Below are 24,359 nucleotides of genomic sequence, written 5' to 3'. Positions count from 1 at the left end.
CCACCTGATCTGGCGTCAACAACTCCGCGCCGACCTGCACCGATTCGTTCTGCGCGGCACCACAGAACTCTCGGAAGGGGTGCCACTCCCGGACTACCTGACCGACGAGGCGAGAGCATTGTTCCACCACCGCATCAGCGACTCCGTTCGCTGATCGTCGCCTATTCCACGAGCACACAACAGCCACCACCAGGGCAGGCGATAGACATCGCCTTCCACAAGAAACGAAGAACCATGGACCTATCCAGGAGTGCCGTGAGCGTAGTTCCCGGCACCAAAGTCGTGTATCACGGTCGGCCGGCTCACGTTGAGTCGATCAGTGCCGAAGTAGCTGTGCTGTCCTACGAAGACACCCCGGGATTCTGCACGATCTGGACTGGCTCCATGTCCGCGAACCCCAACTTCGTCGTCCTTGACGCCCTTCCGCCTGAGGGAAAGACATCTGCCGCCTCAGACATCGATCTAGCGCCCGAACAGGCGCAGCGCGACGCCTATGAATGGGAAGAACACGTCCTAGAGATCACCACGGGATACCGCAGCGGCACCTCAGATCGCGCGTTGAAGGGCGAACCCCGTTCCCAATACGCGCCCGAGATAGCTCTGGAAGAACGATATGCGGCGAAAGCAGCAGAGCTGGGGCTGACTACCTCCTGTGTGAAGAAGCGATGCGCAAACTACTGGGCCGCCGACGGCAACCCCGCAGCGCTACTCGACGGACGGTCAATCCGCCGAAAACTAGGGATGCACTCCATTGACGCCCGCTGGTTGGAAATCGCTGCCCGGCAGGTACGCGAGCACCCGGGAAAAACCAGAATCACTCGCAAAGCGATGATCAACCAAATCAATCAACTGTGTGAAAGGCAGTACGGCGGCAGGGTGCGACAGCCTGGCCGCACCACCGCATACGCGGCACTGACGGAGCTTTCCGCCGGTCGTTACACGTTCCGGTCGTCGGTACAGACCGAGAAGCAACTCGCGGATTCCCCGTCCGGCGAATTTCACGGCTTGCACGCGGACTACCCCACTCAATTCTTGATGCTCGACACTCACTATTTCGATGTCATCGGTCTCGACCGACTCACCAGTCGGTGGGTCAATCTTCAGCTGACGTTGCTCATCGACGTCTTCTGCAAGAAGGTTCCCAGTCTAATTCTAACGGAACGTTCGACTGATGCATTCGCAGTGATGCAGCTGCTGTATCGCTATTTCGCGCCGCTGCAACGGCCCGCCTACATGCAGCAACTCGGGTGGTTAGGTGTCCCCGACCACGTCGTCTACGATCCGGACAACACTGACTTCATCCAATCGCGCCGCCCAGTTGCTGGTGCAGTTATCCCCGATAACGCTAAGATTTTCATCGGTAAACAAACTGTATCGGTCTTGCGGGCGATGCACACAGATCTACGACCCGCACGGGCTAACCAGCCCACGGACAAAGGCCCCTGCGAACGTCTATTTCAAACAATAGAGTACTACCTGCAAGATGTTGCAGGACAAAAAGGTGGATCTGTGCAGGTGCGCGGGGAGGACATCGAAAAACAGGCGGCCTACTACGTGGATGAACTAGAAGAGATGATCTGTGATTTCCTAGCAAACGTCTATCACAAACAGATCCATCGCGGGATCCAGCTGCCGGATGCTCCACATCTTAAGCTGTCACCCAACGCGGCACACGAATTCGGCGTTCGGCGCTCGCTCGGAAAATTTGGCTTGACCGTACCGTCAAGCCCGGACCTTCTGCTGCGACTACTACCGCTGGTGTGGCGCACCATCACCACCAAAGGAGTGCAATACCGACTGCAGTACACCAGTCCTCAACTCCCACCCCCCGGATCCCGCAGCGGCACCGGTACCGGACCAGACATCGACAAGTTCCCGGTACGAGTCAACCCATGGGACATGCGCTACCTCTACTTAGAAAAATCGCCGGGAGAGTGGATTCGCCTGACATGGAACAAGGCGCGCTATGTCGATGGACCATTCACCGAGCGAACACTGTCGCTTGCTCGCGACTACCAACGCCGTTGCGATACGGCAGTCGACGACGTCCAAGCAATCAACGAAATCCTCCACAAATTCGGTGCGGGTATCGCAGACACACCCCAAGAGCGGCGCGCGGCGTTGGAAGAACTCCGACGCGACCGCAACCCGCTAGAACCAACTCCGACCGTGACCCTCCGATCCGGCGGCGACCAGTGGGAGTCACCCTCAGACAGCGATTCTGAGATCGACCTCGACACCGACGTGGCTGTCCCCCTCCCCGATAGCGACGGCAACTACAACGAGCAGGAACTCGACGACTACTACAGCCGGGCCTCAGGAACTACCACCGACGATGTCGATGCATAAAGATATCGCAGTTCGTTCGCACCCTTCCAAAAGAAAGAGGAACACCCAGACACAGAAAACCGTACACGGCCCGATATCACTGAATATAGCACTGGAAACACAATGTCCAACTCGCAAAAGAAATTGTCCCCCGAACCCGATCTAAGGGTTGCCAGCTTGGTTCTCAAGGAGGGATTCAAGGCACTCGCCACGCACCCTCCGACACGGCCGGAACAACTAACCACGCCCCAGCTCAAGGCACTCAGCACCAGCGCACGCAGCGACTACAATCTGCGACGCCGTGCATACCACGCAAACTACGGACCAATCAAAACCCCCATGCTGATCAACGCGAACGAAACCATCGACATGGTGTACGAATGCGGTGTAGACAAGCGGGGAGACAAAGTGCGTGACTCCGTCATCATCAGTGCGTCACCAGGACTCGGTAAGACCACCATGGTCGTCGATTACGCCCAAAGAATCTTCAATGCCCAGCGGGCTGAACTTGGTGATTACCTTCCGTCCACCGATGCAGAACACATTCCAGTCGTGTATATCTCCATCCCATCGAACCCCAGCCCAAAGGCGATCGACGAAGCCATCTGCCGATTCTTCGGGGCACCCTTATCCGGCAACGAAGCGACGCTGCTCGCACGCGCACAGGACCACGTCCTATCGTGTGCAACCGTACTAGTCGTCGTCGATGAAGTGCAGTTCATCGACGCAACCACCCCGAGTGGACGGCGCAGCATCAACCATTTGAAGTCGCTCACCAACCACCTTCCGGCGACCTTCATCTTCGTCGGGACTGGCTTATTCGATGCCAAAGACCCCTACAACGAGGAACGCTCACACAACCTCGTGACACAGATGTCACGGCGCTGGACACCCATAGGATTCAGGGGATTCGGACTTAAAAACGAGGAACAACAACAGCAGTGGCATGACACGCTGCTCACAGTGGAGCGTGACCTGCTGCTAGTACACAAGCACCCCGGCATGCTCGCCGTCAATCTTGCTGAATACTTGTTCGCCAGGTCGAGTGGCCATATCAACTCGCTGATGTCACTAATCGCCCGTGGATCCCGTAAAGCCATTGCTACAGGGCAAGAATGCCTCACCCAGGATCTCCTCGACACAATCGCCATCGACGCCGAGGCTGAACGGCAACGCAAGGGCTATCTGGCGGAGATCGAATCCGGGGCAATCGGATCCAAGCACCTGAAATCGCGCGCTCGCGGCTCGAAAAAGGCGACGGTGGCATCATGATGACCACCCGGACGCTTGCCGTTCGCATCCCTGCCGTGCCGGGGGAGAGTATCGAATCGTGGACCGATGCCTACGCGAGCCGGTTCAACGTGCCTCGGAGCGTATTCCGCTATCTCAACTACGGTCTCCGGACCAGACATGGTCTAATCCAGCTGCCCGCCACCCCCGGTGGGCTTCAACCCCTTGCCGACGCCACCGAGACATCACTCGAAGGCCTCCTCACGATGACCGAATACGCGTTCCCCACAGTGGACGCGAGCGCAGGGGCGTTTGCCCGACGCGAGGCCGACCAGCGGGGGTGGACTCTAAGAAACATCTTCCGTCTGCGTCCAGCGTCTCGATTCTGTCCGCACTGCCTCTCTGAGAACGGTGGACGATGGCTTCTCCGCTGGCGCATCGGCTGGGAGCTCGTATGTCCTCGTCATCAGTGTCTATTGGTCGATCTCTGTCAACGCTGCGGCACGAGCCCCGCCCTTCATCGGATGGCCACTTACATCCCCGTGTTGCAAGAGTGTGGCGCTCACATGCTAGACAACTCTGCCGACCCCGCCTGCACGTTCCCTCTGGGTCAGACCCTCACGGCCGGGCTTTCCGACGATGACCCTGCTCTCATCGCACAACGCACGGTCAGCAAAACCGTCAGCACCGCGATGTCCATCCCACGAGATGGAGTTACGGCGGACTCCGATACCGCCATACTCGACGCCGTCTCGTTTCTCGCTGACGCAAGGGTTTTGGCGATTCGCCTCAAGCGCGATGCGGACTGGAGTAAAGCAGCCAATGAACACTCCTCCCATTTCACTGGCCTGCTTGAGAACCTCACAGCAACCGACGTCGATCGCGGGTCGCTACTCGACGTCGCAGCTACCGCCACATCCGTCAGCATCCTCTCCGCCGACAATGCGACCGCCGCCGAGATGCTGCGCCTGCTGCTTCCAAGCTTCGGAACCGTCCTCTCACGAACAAGCGGGTACCGATACACAGCGCGCACCAACAAAGGTGGCCGCTTAGAGTCGATCTTCTGTGGTGCTAGCCAGGCGAATGACATAAACGCGCTAAAGCAGACATGGCGTCGTCCCCAGACATCGGGAGAACTCACCAGCCCACAGCACGCTGCAGTGTCCTCAATCCCGCAACGCATGTGGCCAACCTGGGCGGTTCGGCTCCTCATCCCCGGTCTCAACGAAGACTACGGGGCTGTCGGTCTCTCGCTGGCAACGGTCATCGCTGTCACGGGAAAACCGGTTGCTGATTGCGCAACGCTCCTCGGCATCGATGAAGACCCACGCCACATCGGTTCGGTCTGGCACAGAGCAGGAAGCGCGCGACTCCCACGGTCAGTCCTATCAGCCATCACACGACTCGGCGACTACCTCGTCGACCATCCAGGCAAGATCGACTACGACCGCCGTCGTCAACTGGACTACTCACAGCTCCTGCCCGAGGACAAATGGCGTCAGATCGCTACCGAACACGGCGTAGATATGGGGCGCCACGAACTGGCACGCGATTTTCTCTACCGGCGAGTCACACTGAACTACCAGCGAACACGGGGAGTCGCGGCATCCGATCGACGCACGCGCGAGGTACCTCGACTCCTTGCATTGCTCAGCCCGCAGATCGTCGAGGCGCTTGACCACCAGGCGAGTGTGTTCCTCAACAGCCTCGGAATTGACGAACCAGTGTGCGCAGAACCACCGATCGATCTGATCGCCGACCTAGACCTACCGGGGCCACCTGTGCCCCTACCACGGGACGACATCACGAACCTACTGCGCGCAGATAACCTATCGGTACGCGATGCGGCACGCGCCCTCGCGATCTCCCCTGCCGCACTGCGCATATACCTGAACGATCAACCTATCCAACGATCAACGAGACGCCGCATTCGAAGAAGTAAGTCGTCTGGTCAGCGTCCCGAAGCACCCCCGTCTGACAGCCGCAGCAGTGACGCGGCAGTGCATTCGAACACGGCGCCAGACGCACGCCGAGCGACGCTACCGTCGCGCGACACACTCTACGACGCGTACGTCACCCGGCGGCAGACCGTCCGCGAGATAAGCCGCGATCTCGACCTGAGCGAACACAAGGTGCGTATCCTTCTCCGTGAAAACGGAATTGAGGTCCGTGGACGGAAGACAGTTTCGGTCGACACCGCGCAGATCGTCGACCTCTACGTGACGCAGAACCAGCCGTCGACCGAAATCGCACGCCAGCTCGGTGTGTCGAGGACCACGATCACCAACCGCCTTCGCGAAGCTGGCATCACGATTCGCACTGGCGGCACGCAAGAAGGGGCGTCGGTTGTGTCCTTGCCCATCGAAGAAATCAAACATCTCTATGTCGATGAGCTCATGACTCTTGAACAGTTGAGCGTTCGGTACGGTGTGTGCAGACCCACGATTGCTCGCCGCCTCAAGGATAGCGGCGTCGTCATTTTTCGAGGCCGTCGAGTGGTGGATTACACCGCAACGCGCAGGGTCGAAGTGTCTACCCCAGTTGACGACGCAGTACCGCCTGCCGCGATTTCACCTGACGCGATCAAATCACTCTACGTCGACCGGAAACTAACGCTCCGCGCAACCGCCAAACGTTTTGGCATTAGTGAGTCTAGGCTTTGCGAAATAATGCGCGAGCAAGGCATCGCTATCCGTACTCCATCACGTCGCCCTCCTGGGGCCGGACGCGTTCGGCTACTGCCGATTGAAGAACTACGAGATCGCTACCTCAACAAGCATCAATCGATTGCCGATATTGCTGCTGCACTCGACGCCGCCCCCTCCACGGTCGGTAAGAGGATGCGCGCTGCAGGAATCATTCCCGCAGCTGCTCCCGAATCAAAAAAGAAATTAGTGCCCGGTGAGCTACTCAGGAAAAGGTACGAAGAAGAGGGGTGCCTAGTCAAAGACATTGCACACGAGTTCGGTGTTTCAAACGCGTGTATATACGAATGTTTGCATCGTGAAGGCATCCCCCTCCGCCGACCTCGAGGGAAATCGGTATGATGAAACTGCTGGTCACGGGACGGGATAGAGTCAGTCTTTGAGTGCTGACATGCAGTGGCCGGCGACCATATCGAGCAGCCGCGCCGGACCCGCCCCGTCAACGATCGGGGTCAGGGCGTCGAGCAAGTTCACGAAGCTCGTGACCCTTGCCCGCGAACGTCTATCACCCGAACAAACGCTTCGCTGGTGGTTGCATGGTGATGCTAGTGGCGAGACCTGGAACTGGTCAGATGGTCGGCGACGTCGGGGATTCCGCGACTTCGAGGTGTCGACACACCTCGTCGAGTTCCTGACCAGCGGCCAAGAGCTTGTTGCCCTCGGCGAGCTTGCGGATGATCTGCTCCGGCGTATGCCGGCGGCGCTTGTTCGATGTCATGACGTTGTTGATTCTTCCTGCTCGAACACTCGAGCAACAGAGTCCCACAACGACCGGACCACTCGGGAGGGCTCACCTCAGCCGGATCGGTGGTCTCGCGTACTTGTGAGGCGCCGGTCAGGGTGGCCTCGTACTCGGTTGGGGTGCGGTAGTCGAGAGAAGCTGTGGCGCGACACGCTCCTCACACTGGACCGGGACCTGCTGCTAGTGCGCAAACACCACAGCATGCTCACCCTCGACCTTGCCCAGTACCTGTTCGCGAGGTCGAGTAGCCATATCAACTCGCTGATCTCACTGATCGCCCATGGACCTTGCAAAGTCATTGCCTCAGGTCACTATGGCCGCGGGCCCAGTTGTTGGTCGCGGTGCTCGAGACGCCGACCTCGTGGCCCGGCGCCCGAATCGATAGCCGCCGCCACGTAGCTCCATCAACCGTTAGCGTTTGGCCGATTGCGGACGGCGTGCGGGCGCCTTCTCACGCCGACGTGACGACAACAACACAACCTCCAGATGCAGAGAAGTGTTGCGACCCCGCCTAGAAACCGCCCCCGGACGCAGCCGTGCACCTTTTGACCGGAGCTGGCAGCGGAGTCATGCGGCTGCGTCCGGAGGTTGTCATCGGGTGCCGAGATACTGTGCAGCGCAGCAACATCAGCGAGCAGGGCGAGCCCGCTTCTCGCGGAGTGCGTCGCTCACCCTCTCGATGCCGATGACGGCCTTTCAGTCATTGTCCCAGCCTGTGCCCGCGAATGAACTCAGGATCGGTGCATAACGGGTCCGTAACTGCCAAGAGTATATGTCTGATAGGAGCGGACAGGCGTCTCCGCGGCCCTCCCGAGAGTCCGGATAACCGCTAGTCAGAAGCCCTATTTCACGCGGATATGTGCCAACACTGGCCGGATCTCACAAACGGGAAGTGAGATTCAGGGCTGCCCTACTCACTGCGTGCTCCCTCAATCAACGGACTCCGGTTGTTAGCGAGTATGCGCTACCTGTTTCACGACCAGCCGTGCCGCTTAGGCCCGTCGACGTGCGGTGCTAGAACCTTTTCAGCCGCACCAGGACTGGGAAGTCCGGACTGTCAGGCTGTACGCACGCTCGTAGGTAGCTCATCCGATGCCGACCATCGCCACAGGCGTAGCTGCCGTCAGCGTTGACGACGACTTCGGGAGGGCTCAGTGTCCACTCACGGACGATGTGTGCGGTCTCGCCGACCGGCTCGGGACCCAGTGATTCTATGAACTTCCGTTCGGCCAGGCCCGCACCCTCGAGCGGTGCCCCAAAGTGGCGGCTGGTCTGCGCCCACTGCAGCGCGGCCGTCGCAATGTCAACGATGTCACCTTTGGCGTTGAAGTAGTCGGAAAGATACTGCTGGATCAGGCACTGATATTCGGGGTGCCAGAACCATTCTCGGTTCGTGGCGACGTCGTTGAACTGTGCGCGCAGCAGTTGGCGCATGCCGCGCTCGAGGCGTTCAAGTTGGGGTGGACCGGACTTTCCCAGACCGTGAGGGTAGGGGAGGCTGTCGGCTGCCAGGGCGGTGAACGTCGTTGAGGGTGTCATGCCGACAGATTGTGCACACCACCTCCGACAATGGGTCAACGGTGTGCGCCGCCCGGGCTCACGTTTGCGCTCGCAGAGGTGGCCCACCATGCAAATTCTGTCCTGGGTTCGTGCGCTGTCTGCACAGCGAGCCGGGAAGGTCAGACGAGAATGGTCGTCGACCACCTCGCGCGAGGCACACCGGCGACGGCGAGCAACGTGATCCGCACTCCACGACACAGAACGCGCCACGACAACGATGCGCCCAGCAGCAGCCCGGCAAGCAGTCCCGCGACAACAAGCAGGGGCGTAGCCGGACTGTCGGGGACCAAACACACCAAGCCTGCGACCGCGGCGAGCGGTAGCCCGAAAACAGTCAGTGCAGCAGGAATGACTAGCAGCAAGAGCGGTGGCATCGCTATCACGAGGTGAAGCGGTGTCACCACCGTCGGGGACTTCGCTGGTTCCGATTCCACTAGAGCCCACCATCGTTGGTGAACGACAACGCCAGTTGCACTGTCGGCGGACGCTGCCGACGTTTCGCATCAAGAAGTGCGAGACATTCTGCGCTCCGGTAACCGATGGGCACTGCGCCCGCACGTATCGCTTGTTCCCGTTTGGTGTCGGTGACGTCGTAGTGCGATTTCCACGTTCCAGGGAACTGCGCCCACGAGCGCCGCAACCCGATGCGGGAGGCGAACTCGTCAAGCTCGTCGTCGGTATCGGCCAGCAGATGTGACCAGTGGGCGCTGATTCGGCCAACCCGTGCCAGCATGCGCATGTCGTCGACGTACACCGTCATAGCTATCACCCTCTCGTCTGGCGGCCGGGTAGGTCGCAGCCGACTCTGACGTGTCGGGCTATACGGTAGCGGCGCAGTTTCATGGATCTAGGTTGCTGTCCGTGTGACCTGATCCGGCTGCTCTTTGGTGAGCCATGATGGTGGCTCGTCGGGTGTGTTACGTCCGAGGATGTCGACGAGTGCGCGCACAGTGTGTCGATGCGCTGCGGGGAGGCCTTCGATGGCTACTGCGGCGGTGAGCAGCTCCGGATAGTCGCTGCGCGCCAGCAACACACGCTCACGCATCGGCAGTCGCGAGAGCACACGGTGGTATTCGAGAGTGAAGAAACGTGCGTCGACACCGAACGCGTCGGCCAATGCGATGACGAGATCCCACGACGGAGACTGGATGCGCCCCTGGCGTAATTGACTGATCTGAGACTCAGAAACCGGCCGACCGCGTGCGACAGTACGGTCGCTCAGCAGCCGCCCGTTCCATCGCGTCAACGCATGTGGGGCAGGCGCATACGCAAACAGCGCCTCAAGCGCGCAAGCGATGGTCACGCGTTCACAGTCCACCTCACCTACGCCGCCATCACGCGTGATGCGGCCGCCGGACGCTTCCATGATGTTTCCCCTCGGATCTTGTGCGGCCCGAGTGTAAACGCCATCATTCACGTCATCAGCCATCCACCATGCCACTGTCCGCGCCGCTGGCCGTGCTGTCGGTGCTACCTGCCGATAAGCCAGCGCAGACCTTCGCGGCGTGCTGACTCCTCGAGGTAGCGCGCGGTAGTGAGCGCGGCCCGCTGCGCAGGGCTGATGCCGCGAATCGATTCCCGTACGCGCATATAGTCGGCGAGGGTGACGGGTTCGCCTACGGCGCCGGCGACACCACGACCACCTGGGATGAGGAAGTCGTCCTCGAAGGTGCGTGACCACCATGTCTCGATGCGTTCGATGTCTGGTATCCGATTATCGGCCAGATCTATTGCGGCAAGGTAGGTTTCGACGTCTCGCCATGTTTGGGGCCAGGTGGCGGCGGCTCCCGCGAGCTCGCTGGGTAGCGGTGAGCCGTGTTCGCTGTCCCAGCCGGGGTAGATGACGGCGCAGTAGCAGTCCTCGATGAGCTCGCGGCGGACTCGAGCGGCGCGGCGGTCACGAGCCTCGATGTCGCGGTCATTGAACAGCCAGGTCAGCGCTCGACCGGTGGGGGACCGTACGAAAGCGCTGTAGGCGGCAACGTGAAGCGTGTAGCCGGGTTTCGTCAGCCGGGTCGTGATGTCCTGTACGTCGCCTGCCACGTCGCGGAGACTGTCACCTGCTGCCAGGCGGTGGCTGATGCGTCTGGCTTCCCGCTCTAGGTCATTGGCTCGCGACATCATCGTCACCCTTCATTGTCGACCGCGCGGAGTACGAGGGCTGTACTCGCGCCGCGATCGCGTTGCGCGAGACGCCGAGGGCTCGCGCGGCTGCATTGATGTTGCCGTAGCGTTTGACTGCTGCTCGGGCTTGCGCGGGGGTGACGTCGACCCGGGATGGCTGCGGTTCGATCAGGTGGTGCATGCGCAGGATGGTGCGTACGTAGCCGCTGTCGATGTCGGGGAGTTGTGCGCGCACGGCGTCAATGTCCCCGAAACGGTCCCAGGCGTCGAGGATGCGACCTGTGGCAGTGTCGGCACGCGCGCGGGCGGCCATCACCGCTGCTGCGCGGTCGCGGGCGTCGGCCGCCTGGGAAGCGGTCAGTAGGTGCGGGCAGGGGCGGCCCCTCGAGGCGGGTTCGGCCTCGAACACCCCGGCCTCCCATAGTCGAAGTCGTACCGTCGTGAGGCTGATGGGTGCGAGCTTGCGCGACAGAAGTGCTGCGGCACGGGTGGCTGAACCGGCCTCGATGTAGGCGGCGACAGCATCTTCGACCCCGACAGGGATGCGTGGCGGCCCAGTCCGGCCACCCACCTCACGGGCCTGCTCACGCACCACCCAATAGGACACCTGATCGCGGTCAGCGATCTCGCGCATCGTCAGGCCGTCCGCGCGCCACCGCCGCCACTTCGCGACGGTCGCCGGGTGAGGGGTCACAGTGTCTCTTTAGCGACGACGGTCCGGTCGTCGCTAATGTCGGCGGCTCGCGCCTCAGCCCGTGTCCGGTACGCGTACAGCCTTGCCGTGCGCGCCTCGAGGAACTCGTTGGTATCGCCGAATCCTCCGACGCGCTTCCCCCGCCGTAGGCGCAGGTCCATCCGGATACGCCAGCGTCCAAGGGTTTCTTGCGCCTCGTCGAGCGATTTCCACGGGCCTACAGGCAGGGGTCCGCGCGGCCCGTGAGTGACGGTGGTCCACCACGTAGCATCGGTCATGATCCAGCTCCTATCTGGGTCGTCGGCCTCGTCGCGGTGCCAGCCGTGACGAGGCCTCTTTCGTGTCGTCCACAGCGTGACACACAATGAGGCTCGCCTGTACTAGATGGACACATATTGGTGCTGCCATTTCCTACCGGACTGGTGCGGTCTTCTCTGCGCATTGCAGGCGAGCTCGTCGAGCGCTGCGTCGTCGAGGAACTGTCTCGCTGCGCGAGGACTCATGCCTAGATGTTCAGCCGCAGTGATGTGGCGTTCAGCAAGGAAGGTTTCGGCATCATCGCAGTGATGACGGCGACGACGTCGCCTGAGTCAGCGGTCGGTGGCCGCCAGTTGGCCACCCCGTAACGCGAACAGGCGGTGCGCCCAAACACGGGGGGAACGCCGCGCCTCAATCGAGATGTTCGAGCTGCGAATTCGGGTAGGCAACTGACCGACCCCGGTTGTGGCGACCTGCCGCTACCGGCCCTTTGTGAGGATGCTCAACTCCCGACCAGACGTCGTGAGTCCAGGTAACTCTGCCCCAGCAATCTTGTCCTCTCACGCGTACACGGTCTCCACGGTTGAAACCCTTACTCATCGTCGTCACTCCTGCTGCTTTGTCGCGCTACCGTGATCACACTACCTACCTATGCGGTGGCAGCGGTGCATGATTCTTGCTAGCTTCGGCCTCGGGCCTGCGAGTTCTACTGCTCCGACGTCAGGCGGGGCGTGGCCGGTTCACCCGCACCATGATGCGATCACCGCTTAGGCGTATCGGGTTCCGCTTTCGTGGTGGATAGACGAGCACTTCGGTTCGGCGGCCTCGCACGGTGTCGCGGTGGTGAATTGTAAAGCGCGCGTTGTCGTATTGCCTCCAGCCGGTGCCGCCGACGTAGAAGCTGTGTGTGACCACAGTGCCCCGGTAGACGGTGTCGTCGGCGAGTGGCGCGTCGTTGATGTGATGGCCGCCTTCGTTGATGAAGTGTGCGATCTGTGCGTTGAGTTCGTCGAGGCTCGTGAGGTTGTTCAGCATGTAGATTGCGGTGTCTTCATGTTCGGAACCGGCCACTCCGGGGATGCGGCCCCGAAAAGAGTCGTTGTACGGGTAGTCGCCGGCCGCGGTGATCTCCTCGCGAATGGCGAGATATGCAGGCAGGTAGGGGCGGACCTGCTCGAAGTTGTTGTGGTCGCGGTCCCACACGAAGGGGATCTCGGTGTCTGCCTGTGTCATGTGCGCTCCTTGCTTGGTTTTGGTCTGCTTGATCAGACTGACTGCAGGGTCTGCACCGGTGCGGCACTGTGACTGTGCCGCAGCAACAGTGAGCCCATTCGGTCTGTCGGTGACAGCATCGGCACCCAGGTGCGCGCTAGTTTCACCACAGGCTCCCGCGCCACAACCAACGGCGTGCAACCGTGTCGCGCTCAGCCACGGGACGAACACCCGTGGAGGCCCGGCCCGTCAGGCCGAACGTCACTGGCGCACCACAACCGGCACGTAGCAGTGGCTGCGTGGGCAGTCTTCGGGGTGAAACGCGGACGCTAACGTCGCCACCATGACTCGTACCCGCACCACCAGCGACGTCGACTGGTGGGTTGACGCCGCCGTCAGCACCGGTACGCCTGTCGCTGCGATGCTGGTTCGAGGCCGGCATCCCTGCATTCGGCGTCGTCGGCCGCTCGGCGGGCGGCAGGTGGCTGTCCTGTTTCTGCCGCGCACGATCGTCGAATCGCAGACCGGGCGAGACGGTGGCCGGTGGATCGTCGCGCATGCGGCTGCGATGGCGGCGTCGCGGCCGCCTCGAGGGCGGGCTGTGCGGCTGCTGACCGCGCTGTGTGCGGGTACAGCTGTCGCGGCCGCCTGTCTGGCGGTACTCGGTGCGGGTGGGGTGCGCCTGGCGGGTGTGGTGGCCGCTGTGGTGTTTGCCGGCGCAACGGCGTGGTTGTATCGGGAGATGTGGTCTCAGCGCTGTGCGCGCGTCCTGGCCGCCGATGCAGCGGCTACACGCACGGTTGGTGAGGCCTCGGCTGTGGCGGTGCTGTCGCAGCCGTATCTGTATCGCACTGCTGTCCACCAGTGGTGGGAGCACCGCAATCCGGCCAGCACATCCAACCGCCTCGCCCGGGTGCGCCAGGCGTGAGGCGTGTGGTCACGCCGGAGCAGATACGGCGCTGGGCGCCGATCGCGGCGTTGGCGATCGGAGCTGTTGTGGTTGTGGTGCTTGTGGTGATCGCGTTCACGGGTTCACCTGAAAGTAGCGGCGACGGTGAAGCATACGATCCGCTCGGATCGGCCGATACGTCAGCGCCGCCGTTCTCGATACCACCGGTGAAGGGATGCTCGGCTGCCAACAGCGCGCAGATCGAGGCAGTGACTGACACACTGCAGCCGGGCACCGCTATCCGCAATGCGCGCACCACCCGTAATGGTGACTTCACCTACATTGCTGCTGTGATCACTAGCGGCGGGGTTGATGCACGCGACGAACCCGGCTTGTGGGCCCAGCGCGGCAATGTGTTGTTGGCGGTGGGGTCCACCTCGAGTATCTCTTCGGCGACACCCGCAGACAGTGTCGGCCTCTACGGAACGGGCAGTGCGGCGAGTAGCGCGATCGGTTGCGCGGCAGGATATTAGGCCCGGCGTCCCGGAGTGCCGCACTGGTGCGGAATGCCCTGCCAGTCTGCTGTTGACACGCACTCGTGCAGTGCAGCCGATCGAAGGGAAAGCCGCCATGCCGCAACGAGACATCTTCACCGTCAGGGCTTCGTTCTTAAGCTACAAGTGGGAGTTCGCCGACTGCCCCTTCGTCGTCTACCGCCTCATGACGTTTGCGGTGTTCGTCGTGCAGTGCCTACTGCTCGTTGGTGCGGTAGCGGTCGTCGTGTGGTCGGTCAACACGATGATCGACGCCGGTCGAGCACAGTTTTGGCCGTGCGCGGCGATGATGGCTGCCGTCTATACCCTGCTCACGAGCAGGAAGTGACGGCGAAACGCGGACGCCACAATGAGTGTGTGCTGCAACACCATCAGGCGGTTGCAGTTGACGGTGGTCCGCGGGTGGTGCAACACCCGCGGACCCGTATCCCAACACGGAAAGGGCCGTGATGAAACACCACCTCACGATACAAGTTGCCGGCATCGCACTGCCTGTTGTGCACCACTCCCCCCGCCCTGTGGTTGCGCCTCGGCGCCATGCCACAGAGGGTCTGGGCCGGTGATTGGCATGTGGCGAGTGGATGCTGTCCTGTGTGCCGCCGCCGGCGCTGTCACCGGCATAGCGATCACCGCGTCGCTGCTGCTTCGCCGGGCGTCGACAGATCCGCGCCTGGCCGCCGTCGACGTCTGATCCGCCCGACACCACAGGTTGGCGGCCTGGATGGTGGTGAAACGGTGATGTCACACTGCGCTCATGTGTTTCGCCCGACCGATGGTGCCGTTGCGTGTGCAGCACGGCACGATCCTGCGTCCTGTTTATTGTGCTGGGCTGCAGTCATCTTCATCGTGTGACGCCGTTGGGTGGACAGTGCCGCGACTGTCAGAGCAGCCATCCACACTGGATCACATCAACGATTGTGGAGGTGCTGTCGGACATGTCAGATGAGCCGCAGATGATTACGGTACGCAAGGCGCGTCGCCCCTTTCCTAGCGCAACCCTGGGGGTGTTAGCCAAACATCCGTTTGTGGCGATCGACCTCGAGACAACAGGACCGTCGTCGCACGCCCACCGCATTGTGGAGGTTGGTGCGGTGAAGATGCGCGCCGACGGCACAGTCATCGACACGTTCGGGACGGTCACCAACCCGGGCGACGATGTTCCGTTGACGGCGAGCGCTCAACGCATCCACCACATCACGCCGCACGAAATTCGTTGCGCCCCTCCCCTGCCTGTCGTGCTCAACGAACTGGCCGACTTCATCGGCCCGAACGGGGTGGTGGCGCACAACATCCCGTTCGAATCACGCTTCCTGTCGGCGGCATTCGAACGTCTCGACCGACCGACACCCACCTGGCAGGGATTGTGCACGCTGGCAACTGCTCGACGCTTCATTGATGCCCCCTCACACAAACTGTCATCCCTGATCGAACTGCTCGAGCTCGACGCCCGCAACACCCATCGCGCCGTCGACGACGCACACGCGTGTGGACTGCTGGCGGCATACCTGATCGACACGCTCGGAGTCTCCGACCTCGAACCCCTCACCGGCACATCCACACACAGCGGGGGCGGACGAGTTGACCACGAGCAGGCGGTCGGCGCGTTGACCACGTCGCTGGGAGCGACGGTGATCGCAACACATCAGCGGGCAACACCGGCGAGCCGACCGACACGCGCCACACCGGTAGCTGACATTCCTGATCTACCGACAGCACCTGAGCGCGCACCAGACACTCAACCCGCGCCAGCCGCCGGTACCCGACCGGCTGCCGCGCCCCCAGCGCAGATGACGGCGGCGCTGGTGAAGTCGGCGTTCGGCGGTCACAGCCCAACGGATGAGCAGATGGCTGCGGTCGAGGCCTTCCAGCAGTCGTCCTGTTTGCGGCTGCCCGCACTGGCGGGGACCGGCAAGACGTCGACGCTGCTCGCGTTGGCCCGTATCGAGCAGCACACGCACGCCGATCGACGCGGAACATATGTCGCGTTCAACAAATCGGTGGCCAAGGAAGCTGCACACAAGTTCCCGTCGACCGTGCAAGCCATGACCGCGCATTCGTTGGCGTACAAGAACATCAAAAGCACCCCGTACGGCGCGCTGATCGGGAAACTGAACCAGGAGGTGCCCAAGTGGCGCACCACCGCCGAAGCCATCCACCCACGCCGCACCGTGGTGCAGATGCGTGACGGTGAGCGACTGTTCAACGAGTACGTCGTTGGCCGATACGCGTTGCGGGCGGTGGAAGAGTTCTGCAAAACACTCGACCCTGACATCACTGACGCCCACATGCCGCCGATCGTTGGCATCGAGCGCGGCTCACAGCAGGAACAGCAACTCGCCGCTGCGGTGATCCCCTGCGCGAGACGCGCATGGAAGAACCTGTTGGATCCGCACTCGATGGCCGTGCGGTTCTCGCACTCGGTGTACTTGAAGCTGTACGCCGACTCAGATCCGCGGATCGGCCGCGACGGCGACTTCATATTCCTCGATGAGGCGCAGGACAGCAACGCTCTGGTGCGCCACATCATCTCAAGGCAGAAGCATCTGCAGATTGTTCTCGTCGGCGACGAGAACCAGTCCATCTACCGGTTCACCGGGGCCGTGAATGCGATGCGCTTGTTTGACTGCGATCAGACGGTGCACCTCACCCAGTCGTTTCGGTTCGGTGACGCGGTAGCAGAGACCGCCAACTGCTACCTCGCGCGCCTCCACGCCCCGGTGCGCGTGCGCGGGAACCCGCTCATCGATGACTACGTCACCTTCACCGACACCGACGCGACAGCTATCCTCGCCCGCACCAACGGCGGCGCCGTGGCGGAGGTGATCGACGCGCAGCGCGCAGGGCACAAGGTTGCGATGATCGGGAAGAACGACGAAGCCGTCAAGTTCTGTACCACCGCCCGCAGCCTGCTCGCTGGGCAGTCGCCGCAAGACCCGACGTATGCGGCGTTTTCCACCTGGACTGATCTCACCGAATGGTTGGAGAACCAGCCCGGCGTGTCGGATGTGGCGGTGCTGGCAAAGCTGATCACCGACAACGGTGTTGACGTCATCGAATCTGCACTGAACAACCTGGTAGATCCCCGACGTGCCGACGTCACCGTAGCCACCTGCCACCGCGCGAAAGGCCTCGAGTTTCCGGGCGTGAGAATCGCCGACGACTTCGACGACCCCGACGAGGCGCCCCGCGAGGGCCCATTCGCGCTCAGTGACGACGACATCGTCGACGAACAACGCCTCGCCTACGTGGCCTTGACCCGCGCACAGAAGACCCTCAACCCTGGTCGGCTACTCAAGCCGCGCGATCTGAGCTTCGTGCGTGAGGCACCAGCAGGAATGCTGCTCTGAGCACCGCCGGAGACCGCCGCGAACTCGCGGGCCGCGGACGCATGCAGCGTCGGGGCTGAAACTGCGTTCCTACGATCAACAAGCGAACGGACACCTACCACAGATCGGAGCTGCGCCATGATGGCAGCTGATGACGTGACCTTCATCCACACTGTCGCCCAGCAGCTACGGGACGTGGTGATCGCCCACGCAACGCCGGGCCGGTGGCGGGCCGGTGACGGCTCATCGACGGCCAGCTGGTCGACGCTTCGTACCTTCGTCGACGGGCACGACCAGCCTTTCCACCTCGGCACGGCGATCGAGAAGCCCAACCAGCGGGCGATGATGGCCGGGCAGCCCCTTGCACTGGACAAACTCGCCGACGTGTTCGCCGCCGTCGACACCGACACCCCCGACGCGTTGGGTGCCGAACTACTCGAACTGAGCCGCCGCCTCAACACATTCATGAATTTGAAGGTCGACACCGCACCCAGCATGCAGTGAGTCGTGGCGACCACGAAACGTCGGCGCCGACGAAAGAAACCGGCCGCACGCCCAACAGCAGCAGCCGCTCCCGCCGCACTGTCCACACCACCTCCGGGTCAGCGAGTATGGGTGCTCGACTTGCCTTTTCGGATGAGTTATCCCGCAGTCCGCTGGTATCCGGGCAACCGCTGCCACGCGTTCATCGGAGCAGCACTGCCCGATGCGCTTGTCCCCTACCGGTCGCAGCCGTACACGCTGTTGCGGAGGATTGAGGACTCACTTAATCCGACCCCGGGCCCGGCAGCGGTCGCGGAGCCGAAAACGCCCCGCGCGGAGCAGGTCGCGATGGCCGAGCATGCGGTGGCCGCACTCCGCAGCTACTCCGCAGCACATTTGAGCGCTGCCCCGGGAACGGGGAAGACGTGCGCGGCCATTCTTGCTGTGCGCCAATATCTTCACGACCGGCCGGGAGCCGAGATCCTGATTGTCGTAGACCGGCCGACGGCGCTGACCATTCCGTCCTGGCGGGAATGGTTGGCGGCGGTCGGTGATGGTGGAATGAGGTGGACGATCGTATCTCCCGACAGTCTCGGGAAACTCGTCGGTGTCGGTGGGAAACCGCTGATCGACTTTGATTTATGCATCATCGATGAGGTGCAGGCATTCCGCCATCCGACGCGGCGCACCCAGCAACTGCGGCAGATTTGCCGATTCCGGCGAAAGTCGCGGCCAGCGTTGCTGACAATCACCGCCACCCTTGGGCACAACCCGGCCGAATACCTCATGCTCGCACCACTATTGGCTGCCGTGCGCAACGAACCGCTAAGCGGCTGGAGTGATGTGGGCGCGCGGCTCATCGCCGAAGGGCTTCCACTCGAACCAAATCCCTTCACCCCCGGCGACTACCGATGGAATGCTGCAGCCCGCGCCGAGCCGCGGTTGCAGCAGCACGCCACCGAAATCGTGCAGCAGTGGCTGCTGGGGTCGTCGCCGCCGGCGATGGTGTATCAGCCGGCGCCGTGGGGTCCGCCTGTCGTGAAAGCGATCGGTGTCGACCTCACCGCGCAGCAACGCCGCGACTACGCCCTAGCCTGGTCAGAGTTTCGGCGTGCCAACGACATTGCGCGCAGTGGTAACGACGGCGACGGCGGTCGGGCCGCGCTCGTCCGGTTCCGGCAGAAGGCAGCATTTTTGCGTGTCCAGGCGACAGTGGACCTGGCGTTGTCGCAGGCGGCGAAAGGTCGGCAGGTAGTGATCGCGGTCAGTTTCGTCAGCGCAGCAGGCGAACCAATCGCTGACGCTATTGAAGCGGCTGGCGTGGCTTGTGCACGACTGTTCGGTGATCACCCGCTGCGCGAAGAGCGGATGGCGTTTCAGCGTGGACACAAACCTGTGTGCGTGTTGAGTAAAACATCAGCGATCAGCCTGCAGGCCAACGAGGAGTTCGCAGACGGTACCCGCGCGACGTCGGCGCGCCGGATCGGTATCTGGCATATGCCGAGCTGGTCGGGCATTGAGGCCGCGCAAACTATCGGCAGGATTCACCGGTTCCATGAGCAGGCGCCGTTCTTCCTGCTGTTCTCGCGTGACACGGTGGAGGAGCGCGCAGCGACGGTCATGGTGCAGAACGCTCAGGCGGCGATCGCTTCCGGTGGGGCGAGCATCGGCATGTGGTCGGCGGTCGCGCGTACGTTCGGCGTGCAATGGCTCACCCCTGAGAACGAGTGAGAGGTGTGCGCCGACATCAACACATGTTGTGTCTTTTCTCAGATCCTTCCCGTACGATCACTGGTGAAGCTCGTGGGAGGCTTGCCCCCCGGTTCGCTGGGTAGCGGTTCAGACGCTCACGAGTCCCCGCTTCGGCGGGGTGCAAACCTTCACACTCACTGCCCCGTTTGTGTGGCATTCGATAGTGAGATGTTTTGGCTTCGATAAGTGTGGCCCGGAACAGTACGTTTCCGGGCCATACGTATTTGTGGGGAAAGACGCCGAGCAGGCTCAGTACATCCACTGCCCATCCCGCCATGGTGAGCGGGCCGGAGCCCGCCCACCACGCCGGCGTGAGATGGGCTTCGATGTACTACTGCATAGACCAGACATCAGCCTGGCCCTCCCCCGACCGACGGGCATGCGGCTGCCCGAGGCCGTTGGTCTGTGGGTGATCGACCGCGCGACGTGCGGTGTCCGATCCGTGGAAACAGCGTGTAGAAACAATTCCCCTCCTGGCGCTATGCGAATGGCGAGCTCACACCCGATGCGGGCGAGCTACAGCGTTATTCAGCAAACAGCGACTGGGTCGAGGCGACAGACTCCAGGAGGGTTCCCGCCCACTGAGGCGGCGCTAAGAAAGGATGTTAGCAGGGACCGGACAACGGTCAAGCCCGTTCACAGATTTGAAATACCAAATCCCGTTCGGAGTCCCTCTAGACGTGCAGGTCACGCACGTTACGGTGACAAACGCGGACCGCTGAAATCGGTGCGCGACAATGTCGGCCATGTGCCGAGCGAAACCGGGGCCACGCTGCCCGTCGTGCCAAACAAAAGCCCTCACCGCCGCCGAATCCCACCTCGCCCGAATCCTGGAACGCCGAGACAATGCGCCCGACACAAGCCCCCGACGCGCAGAACTTGAAGGGAAAGCTCGTGAGGTTGCACGCGAGATCGCCAGCCGACGCTCCGACCTGTACAGCACCCGCCAATACCAGAAGGAGTCCGAGCGTGCCCTCGCGCGCATGATCGACACCAACCCCGACGACCCCGACGTGCGAGCGCTGGCCGCCACCATCGCCGAAGGCCGACTGATGAGTCGATACCGCCGCGAGCAGGCCGCACTCATGCCTCCCAAACCTGCACTGTCCGCTGCCCGTGCAGCACATCAACAACTCGGCGACGCCCGCTTCGACATGGCGCACGCCCGCATCCGCATGGACATGTCAGCCACCTCCCCGACCGAATGGCAGCATTGGCAGCAGGAGCATTTACATGCAGCGCAGCGCGCCGCCCTGGCCGCCGCCGAACTACGCGCCATCACCGACAGTGGCCGCGCCGACGGATGGGTGTCGATGACAGCCGACCAGCAACGCGAGTTGCGCGACACAATCAGCTGTGACGGCAGCTTCGACACTCCTGTCGCGCCTCGCAAGTACCGCGACGTCCTCGCCGAGACGCAAGACATCGTCGACGGGATCGTGCCGGTACGTGAGGCAGTTGACGACGCGAGCATCGCCCCGTTCGGCGACGACACCATCCGTACCGACGACACAGCGTGGCGCGAAGGTGACGACGCCCGCCCCACGGCCAGCGACAGCGACAGTGATGACGTCGACAGCGACGACGATTCCGGTGGAGATGCTGAACGTGGTCGCGCATCGCAACGCGGTCGGCCCACCACGCGGGGGGCGTCGCTTCGCCGCCAAGCCAGCCGACGCGCTAAGCGCCGCACTCAGGTTGGTGCGCAGTGGCGTCAGATGCGGGCCGGTGCACGACGTCTCGAACAGTCCGAGCAGCGTAGCGACCAGCTCGCCGACAGTGTCGTCGGCGACTACAAGGACACCGAATCGATGTTTGACCTCACGCTGCTGTCGTATATCGCCGAGCAGATAGGCAACAAGCGATGAAGGATGCTGCCGAAAGTGCGCAACCCGCCGTCTATTGAACTAGACGGCACCGACATGTGCGGGGCATAGTGGATTGACAGGGCGCGCGACCTGCGTGTTCACCCAGTGGAAGGAGAACGTAATGCATATGACGATCCTGGTCGTCGGCGCCGTCATGACGTTGCTCCTCGCCGCACCCGCGATGCGTGGTGGACTTCGACGCGCATGGCTTCTCGCCGCACTGTCTGTTGTGCCAACGTTTCTGCTGTACATGGCTTTTCGGGCGGACGGCAATGAGCGCGCCTACCTGTTCCCGGTGGCTGTTATGGCTGCCATCATCACGTGGAAGGCGTGCAAGCACCTCGTGGCCATGGTGACAGCTACGCCGGTCGCGGCCATCAACACCACCGACCCCGCCGGCGACGAGCACTGGGCGACCACGTAACCCACGCCGCGGCTACCGTTCCGGAGGGAACAGGTAGTCGACGATGACTGCGAGATCTTCCACGAATTGCGGATCCTCCGGGTCGACGACCCGCCGCGTCGGCAGTTGAAGGATCGTGTCGACAAGGTGGGCAGCGGCCACATAGTCGACATTGTCTGGACGTCCCTTGACGGTCACCGTCTGCGACACCACCCCATCTTCGACGTGCGCATTGTGCAGCACATAGATGGGTGTGGTGACACGCATTCCGCCCGGCGTCATCAGGGCGGTGTCGATGTCGACAGCAGCCCAGCACAGGGCGGTAGCCCACTGGTCGTCGAGGCGTTCACCATCCATGTCGACGTGCATGCTCGTCGACTGCTCGTTCACCGATGCGGGCGCCTGCAGCAATGTGGCTTCGACGATCTCCGATCGGAGCACAATCACACCGGCCGGGCCGACCACGATGTGGTCGACGCTTTCACCGGACTGGGTGAGGCGGGAATGGAACACAAACCATGACGGCGGCAGCTGAGTCAACAGTTCCGCCGTCATCACCGCCGCCTCCGAACGTTGCGCGATCATGTGCGCGTCCACCCCGGACGGCCCCGACACAAACAGTCGACTCGCAGAGAAGGGACCAGACGCCATCAGCGGGATGTGTGACCGCTTCGACGCTGCGCGGACAACGGCGCGGCGCGGTAAATCGATCTGCCACACCACCGCCGCGCCGGTAATCGCTGCGTCAACGACGATCACCCACGGACCGAGCACACCGCCAGCAACCCCGTACACCAGCGGAGTGAGGGCAGCTACTACCGCAGCGGCGCTCATCCGAGTGAGCCGTTCACGGCGCGCCGTGTACACGCCGAGCACCGCAATCATCGGGATCACCGCACCGCACAGCACTACCAGCCAGTGCAGCGTCGACCATCCGGCCCACACGGTGACCGCTGCAGCTAGGCCGGCGATGAGGATGGCGGCGACGGTGCCGCGCATGGCGAACACGAACGTTGCAGCTGATGCCGCTACCGCCGCGAGCACCCCGATTGTGAGCCCATCCCATGGCTCACCCCACACCCATTCTGCGACAGCAACCATCCACGCGATGGCGGCGGCGGTGATGATGCCGTAGATGGTGAGCCGGTCTCGGTTGCTGCGCCGATCGTTGCGGCCGACGGCACGCACTCCGGCGCCCGCCCGCGACACCGGGTCGCTGCGCACGATCGCTGTCATGACTTCTCCTCAGAGGGGTGGTTGTGTCGGTGAGGGTATCGAGGCATCGGGTTGTGGTGCGTCATCACGGCGAATCGTCCAAGGTGACGTCGAATCGCGACACCGCCCACCGGTCGCCTTGCTTGGTGGCGGTCGCCCATACCGCAGCTTCGGATTCGTCGAGCGCCTCGCCGGTCGCGTCGTAGGGCTGTGCGGTGACCGCGAGTACCCGCGACTGCCTCGACGCAGTGTCGGCAGGATGCTCGTCGGCGGCGATCACGCATTTACCCTGCACCCATGCTTTGCTTTGCTGCCACTGCACCCACTGTGGGAATGGGCGGACATTCTTTGACGGCTGGACGAGCTGCGCCCGCAGTTGCGGTGTCATCAAATCCGCGGCCCGCTGATAGGACGACGAGTACGAGTCTTCGGTCTGCGTGTCGCGGCTGAACACGATTTGGCACATTGCCAGCATGACCGAGGTGCCGCTGCTGCGGTCGACACCGTTGGCGGTCGGCAACTGCGGTCGTGTCACAGTTGTCACTGTGGGCGTCGACGTCGGCGTGCTCTGACCATCGTCGGTGGTTGCGCCACTGCCACACGCGGCGACAGCGACAGCAACGACGACCGCTGCCACAGTTGCTGCGACTGCTCGGCCACGCTCATGTGTGACTAGCTGTTTCATACGCCGAATGTAGCTGCCAGATTTTTCTATGCGCGGCAGCATGTTCGGCAGTCCACCGTCGCTTCCGCCAGTCAGTCCGGGGTCGACGAGGTGTCTTCCTTCGTGACATGTTTGATCGTGTAGTTGCCCTTCGGGAGTGGACTGACCAACACTGGGACACCTTCCTGCTGGGCTTCGACCACTTTGCCGTCGCCGAGATACATTTGCACATGCTCAGGTGTGCCGGGGCTACTGAAATTTGAGAACACGAGGTCGCCGGGCTGTGCTTCTTGCACCGACACTTCGCGGCCAAGTTTGATCTGAGCGTACGTGGTTCGCGGCAGGTTGATGG

23 protein-coding genes and 1 pseudogene are annotated in these 24,359 nt (G+C 62.4%); 11 read left to right on the top strand and 13 right to left on the bottom strand.

The window, feature by feature from the left end:
• Positions 1–255: 255 nt before the first annotated feature.
• The 3 genes from GOOTI_RS05545 to GOOTI_RS24985 all read left to right on the top strand — a co-directional run bounded on the left by GOOTI_RS05545 (position 256) and on the right by GOOTI_RS24985 (position 6,605).
• The gene (locus GOOTI_RS05545) at positions 256–2,349 is read left to right on the top strand and encodes a transposase (protein ID WP_007237587.1); all 2,094 of its coding nucleotides are present in this window, start codon (positions 256–258) and stop codon (positions 2,347–2,349) included.
• Between the two features lie 102 nt (positions 2,350–2,451).
• Positions 2,452–3,600 (top strand): ATP-binding protein, encoded by a 1,149-nt coding sequence (locus GOOTI_RS05540; RefSeq protein WP_005180180.1) that lies wholly within the window; start codon positions 2,452–2,454, stop codon positions 3,598–3,600.
• Positions 3,597–6,605, top strand: coding sequence for a TniQ family protein (locus GOOTI_RS24985; RefSeq protein ID WP_007237586.1), 3,009 nt, complete (start codon positions 3,597–3,599; stop codon positions 6,603–6,605). The genes GOOTI_RS05540 and GOOTI_RS24985 overlap by 4 nt, the downstream gene beginning before the upstream one ends.
• A gap of 247 nt (positions 6,606–6,852) precedes the next feature.
• On the opposite strand, the pseudogene GOOTI_RS25650 reads toward GOOTI_RS24985, so the two are convergent.
• From GOOTI_RS25650 to GOOTI_RS05475, 10 genes and pseudogenes are all read right to left on the bottom strand, one after another.
• Positions 6,853–6,981, bottom strand: a pseudogene (locus GOOTI_RS25650) (IS3-like element ISMyma8 family transposase); the annotation flags it as partial.
• Between the two features lie 1,038 nt (positions 6,982–8,019).
• Positions 8,020–8,544, bottom strand: coding sequence for a hypothetical protein (locus GOOTI_RS05520; protein ID WP_039993526.1), 525 nt, complete (start codon positions 8,542–8,544; stop codon positions 8,020–8,022).
• Positions 8,545–8,684: 140 nt separating this feature from the next.
• Complete coding sequence (locus tag GOOTI_RS24675; protein ID WP_007237583.1) at positions 8,685–8,999, bottom strand: hypothetical protein; 315 nt, start codon at positions 8,997–8,999, stop codon at positions 8,685–8,687.
• Complete coding sequence (locus tag GOOTI_RS05510; RefSeq protein ID WP_007237582.1) at positions 8,999–9,325, bottom strand: DUF4031 domain-containing protein; 327 nt, start codon at positions 9,323–9,325, stop codon at positions 8,999–9,001. The genes GOOTI_RS24675 and GOOTI_RS05510 overlap by 1 nt, the downstream gene beginning before the upstream one ends.
• A gap of 87 nt (positions 9,326–9,412) precedes the next feature.
• Positions 9,413–9,868: a helix-turn-helix domain-containing protein gene (locus GOOTI_RS24670; protein ID WP_138985182.1), complete on the bottom strand. Its 456-nt coding sequence runs from the start codon at positions 9,866–9,868 to the stop codon at positions 9,413–9,415.
• 167 nt (positions 9,869–10,035) lie between these two features.
• A complete protein-coding gene (locus GOOTI_RS05495) occupies positions 10,036–10,686 on the bottom strand; it encodes a hypothetical protein (protein WP_039993524.1) in 651 nt (216 codons plus the stop codon).
• Positions 10,670–11,383, bottom strand: a complete 714-nt coding sequence (locus tag GOOTI_RS24665) for a hypothetical protein (RefSeq protein ID WP_007237579.1) — start codon at positions 11,381–11,383, stop codon at positions 10,670–10,672. Before GOOTI_RS24665 ends, GOOTI_RS05495 begins: the two co-directional genes overlap by 17 nt.
• The gene (locus GOOTI_RS05480; protein WP_007237578.1) at positions 11,380–11,661 is read right to left on the bottom strand and encodes a hypothetical protein; all 282 of its coding nucleotides are present in this window, start codon (positions 11,659–11,661) and stop codon (positions 11,380–11,382) included. Before GOOTI_RS05480 ends, GOOTI_RS24665 begins: the two co-directional genes overlap by 4 nt.
• A gap of 102 nt (positions 11,662–11,763) precedes the next feature.
• Entirely contained in the window at positions 11,764–11,886 is a 123-nt protein-coding gene (locus GOOTI_RS27020; RefSeq protein WP_267879805.1) for a hypothetical protein, read from the bottom strand.
• A 475-nt stretch (positions 11,887–12,361) separates the two neighbouring features.
• Positions 12,362–12,874: a hypothetical protein gene (locus GOOTI_RS05475; protein ID WP_039993520.1), complete on the bottom strand. Its 513-nt coding sequence runs from the start codon at positions 12,872–12,874 to the stop codon at positions 12,362–12,364.
• Between the two features lie 322 nt (positions 12,875–13,196).
• Between GOOTI_RS05475 and GOOTI_RS05470 the strand changes: the two genes are divergently transcribed.
• The 8 genes from GOOTI_RS05470 to GOOTI_RS05435 all read left to right on the top strand — a co-directional run bounded on the left by GOOTI_RS05470 (position 13,197) and on the right by GOOTI_RS05435 (position 22,149).
• A complete protein-coding gene (locus GOOTI_RS05470; RefSeq protein ID WP_007237576.1) occupies positions 13,197–13,781 on the top strand; it encodes a hypothetical protein in 585 nt (194 codons plus the stop codon).
• Positions 13,778–14,275 carry a hypothetical protein gene (locus GOOTI_RS05465; protein WP_138985181.1) on the top strand — a complete coding sequence of 166 codons (498 nt, stop codon included), beginning with the start codon at positions 13,778–13,780 and terminating at the stop codon, positions 14,273–14,275. The genes GOOTI_RS05470 and GOOTI_RS05465 overlap by 4 nt, the downstream gene beginning before the upstream one ends.
• A 97-nt stretch (positions 14,276–14,372) precedes the next feature.
• Positions 14,373–14,624, top strand: coding sequence for a hypothetical protein (locus GOOTI_RS05460; RefSeq protein WP_138985180.1), 252 nt, complete (start codon positions 14,373–14,375; stop codon positions 14,622–14,624).
• Positions 14,625–15,321: 697 nt separating this feature from the next.
• The gene (locus tag GOOTI_RS24660) at positions 15,322–17,643 is read left to right on the top strand and encodes an exonuclease domain-containing protein (RefSeq protein WP_051997869.1); all 2,322 of its coding nucleotides are present in this window, start codon (positions 15,322–15,324) and stop codon (positions 17,641–17,643) included.
• 117 nt (positions 17,644–17,760) lie between these two features.
• Entirely contained in the window at positions 17,761–18,126 is a 366-nt protein-coding gene (locus GOOTI_RS05450) for a hypothetical protein (protein WP_007237572.1), read from the top strand.
• A gap of 327 nt (positions 18,127–18,453) precedes the next feature.
• Entirely contained in the window at positions 18,454–19,836 is a 1,383-nt protein-coding gene (locus GOOTI_RS05445; RefSeq protein ID WP_138985179.1) for a DEAD/DEAH box helicase family protein, read from the top strand.
• 767 nt (positions 19,837–20,603) lie between these two features.
• Positions 20,604–21,725, top strand: coding sequence for a hypothetical protein (locus GOOTI_RS05440; RefSeq protein ID WP_138985178.1), 1,122 nt, complete (start codon positions 20,604–20,606; stop codon positions 21,723–21,725).
• 127 nt (positions 21,726–21,852) lie between these two features.
• A complete protein-coding gene (locus tag GOOTI_RS05435) occupies positions 21,853–22,149 on the top strand; it encodes a hypothetical protein (protein ID WP_138985177.1) in 297 nt (98 codons plus the stop codon).
• Between the two features lie 12 nt (positions 22,150–22,161).
• Here the strand turns inward: GOOTI_RS05435 and GOOTI_RS05430 are convergent, their stop codons facing one another.
• The 3 genes from GOOTI_RS05430 to GOOTI_RS05420 all read right to left on the bottom strand — a co-directional run.
• Positions 22,162–23,364 (bottom strand): NERD domain-containing protein, encoded by a 1,203-nt coding sequence (locus GOOTI_RS05430; RefSeq protein WP_007237568.1) that lies wholly within the window; start codon positions 23,362–23,364, stop codon positions 22,162–22,164.
• 64 nt (positions 23,365–23,428) lie between these two features.
• Positions 23,429–24,028 (bottom strand): hypothetical protein, encoded by a 600-nt coding sequence (locus GOOTI_RS05425; protein ID WP_138985176.1) that lies wholly within the window; start codon positions 24,026–24,028, stop codon positions 23,429–23,431.
• 71 nt (positions 24,029–24,099) lie between these two features.
• On the bottom strand, positions 24,100–24,359 hold a 260-nt coding region (locus GOOTI_RS05420), incomplete at its 5' end, for a C40 family peptidase (RefSeq protein ID WP_007237566.1).

The sequence above is a fragment of the Gordonia otitidis NBRC 100426 genome, assembly GCF_000248075.1.
Taxonomy (GTDB): Bacteria; Actinomycetota; Actinomycetes; order Mycobacteriales; family Mycobacteriaceae; genus Gordonia; species Gordonia otitidis.
Note: the sequence above shows the minus strand (reverse complement) of the source record. Positions and strands in the feature narration are given on the sequence as shown.

Excerpts from the sequence above, each read along its gene's own strand:
- GOOTI_RS05540 (WP_005180180.1), top strand. The coding sequence starts at position 2,452 with ATGTCCAACTCGCAAAAGAAATTGTCCCCCGAACCCGATCTAAGGGTT.
- GOOTI_RS24985 (WP_007237586.1), top strand. The coding sequence starts at position 3,597 with ATGATGACCACCCGGACGCTTGCCGTTCGCATCCCTGCCGTGCCGGGG.
- GOOTI_RS05520 (WP_039993526.1), bottom strand. The coding sequence starts at position 8,544 with ATGACACCCTCAACGACGTTCACCGCCCTGGCAGCCGACAGCCTCCCC.
- GOOTI_RS05510 (WP_007237582.1), bottom strand. The coding sequence starts at position 9,325 with ATGACGGTGTACGTCGACGACATGCGCATGCTGGCACGGGTTGGCCGA.
- GOOTI_RS05495 (WP_039993524.1), bottom strand. The coding sequence starts at position 10,686 with ATGTCGCGAGCCAATGACCTAGAGCGGGAAGCCAGACGCATCAGCCAC.
- GOOTI_RS05480 (WP_007237578.1), bottom strand. The coding sequence starts at position 11,661 with ATGACCGATGCTACGTGGTGGACCACCGTCACTCACGGGCCGCGCGGA.
- GOOTI_RS27020 (WP_267879805.1), bottom strand. The coding sequence starts at position 11,886 with ATGAGTCCTCGCGCAGCGAGACAGTTCCTCGACGACGCAGCGCTCGAC.
- GOOTI_RS05475 (WP_039993520.1), bottom strand. The coding sequence starts at position 12,874 with ATGACACAGGCAGACACCGAGATCCCCTTCGTGTGGGACCGCGACCAC.
- GOOTI_RS05470 (WP_007237576.1), top strand. The coding sequence starts at position 13,197 with ATGACTCGTACCCGCACCACCAGCGACGTCGACTGGTGGGTTGACGCC.
- GOOTI_RS05460 (WP_138985180.1), top strand. The coding sequence starts at position 14,373 with ATGCCGCAACGAGACATCTTCACCGTCAGGGCTTCGTTCTTAAGCTAC.
- GOOTI_RS05450 (WP_007237572.1), top strand. The coding sequence starts at position 17,761 with ATGATGGCAGCTGATGACGTGACCTTCATCCACACTGTCGCCCAGCAG.
- GOOTI_RS05445 (WP_138985179.1), top strand. The coding sequence starts at position 18,454 with ATGGCCGAGCATGCGGTGGCCGCACTCCGCAGCTACTCCGCAGCACAT.
- GOOTI_RS05440 (WP_138985178.1), top strand. The coding sequence starts at position 20,604 with ATGTGCCGAGCGAAACCGGGGCCACGCTGCCCGTCGTGCCAAACAAAA.
- GOOTI_RS05435 (WP_138985177.1), top strand. The coding sequence starts at position 21,853 with ATGACGATCCTGGTCGTCGGCGCCGTCATGACGTTGCTCCTCGCCGCA.
- GOOTI_RS05430 (WP_007237568.1), bottom strand. The coding sequence starts at position 23,364 with ATGACAGCGATCGTGCGCAGCGACCCGGTGTCGCGGGCGGGCGCCGGA.
- GOOTI_RS05425 (WP_138985176.1), bottom strand. The coding sequence starts at position 24,028 with ATGAAACAGCTAGTCACACATGAGCGTGGCCGAGCAGTCGCAGCAACT.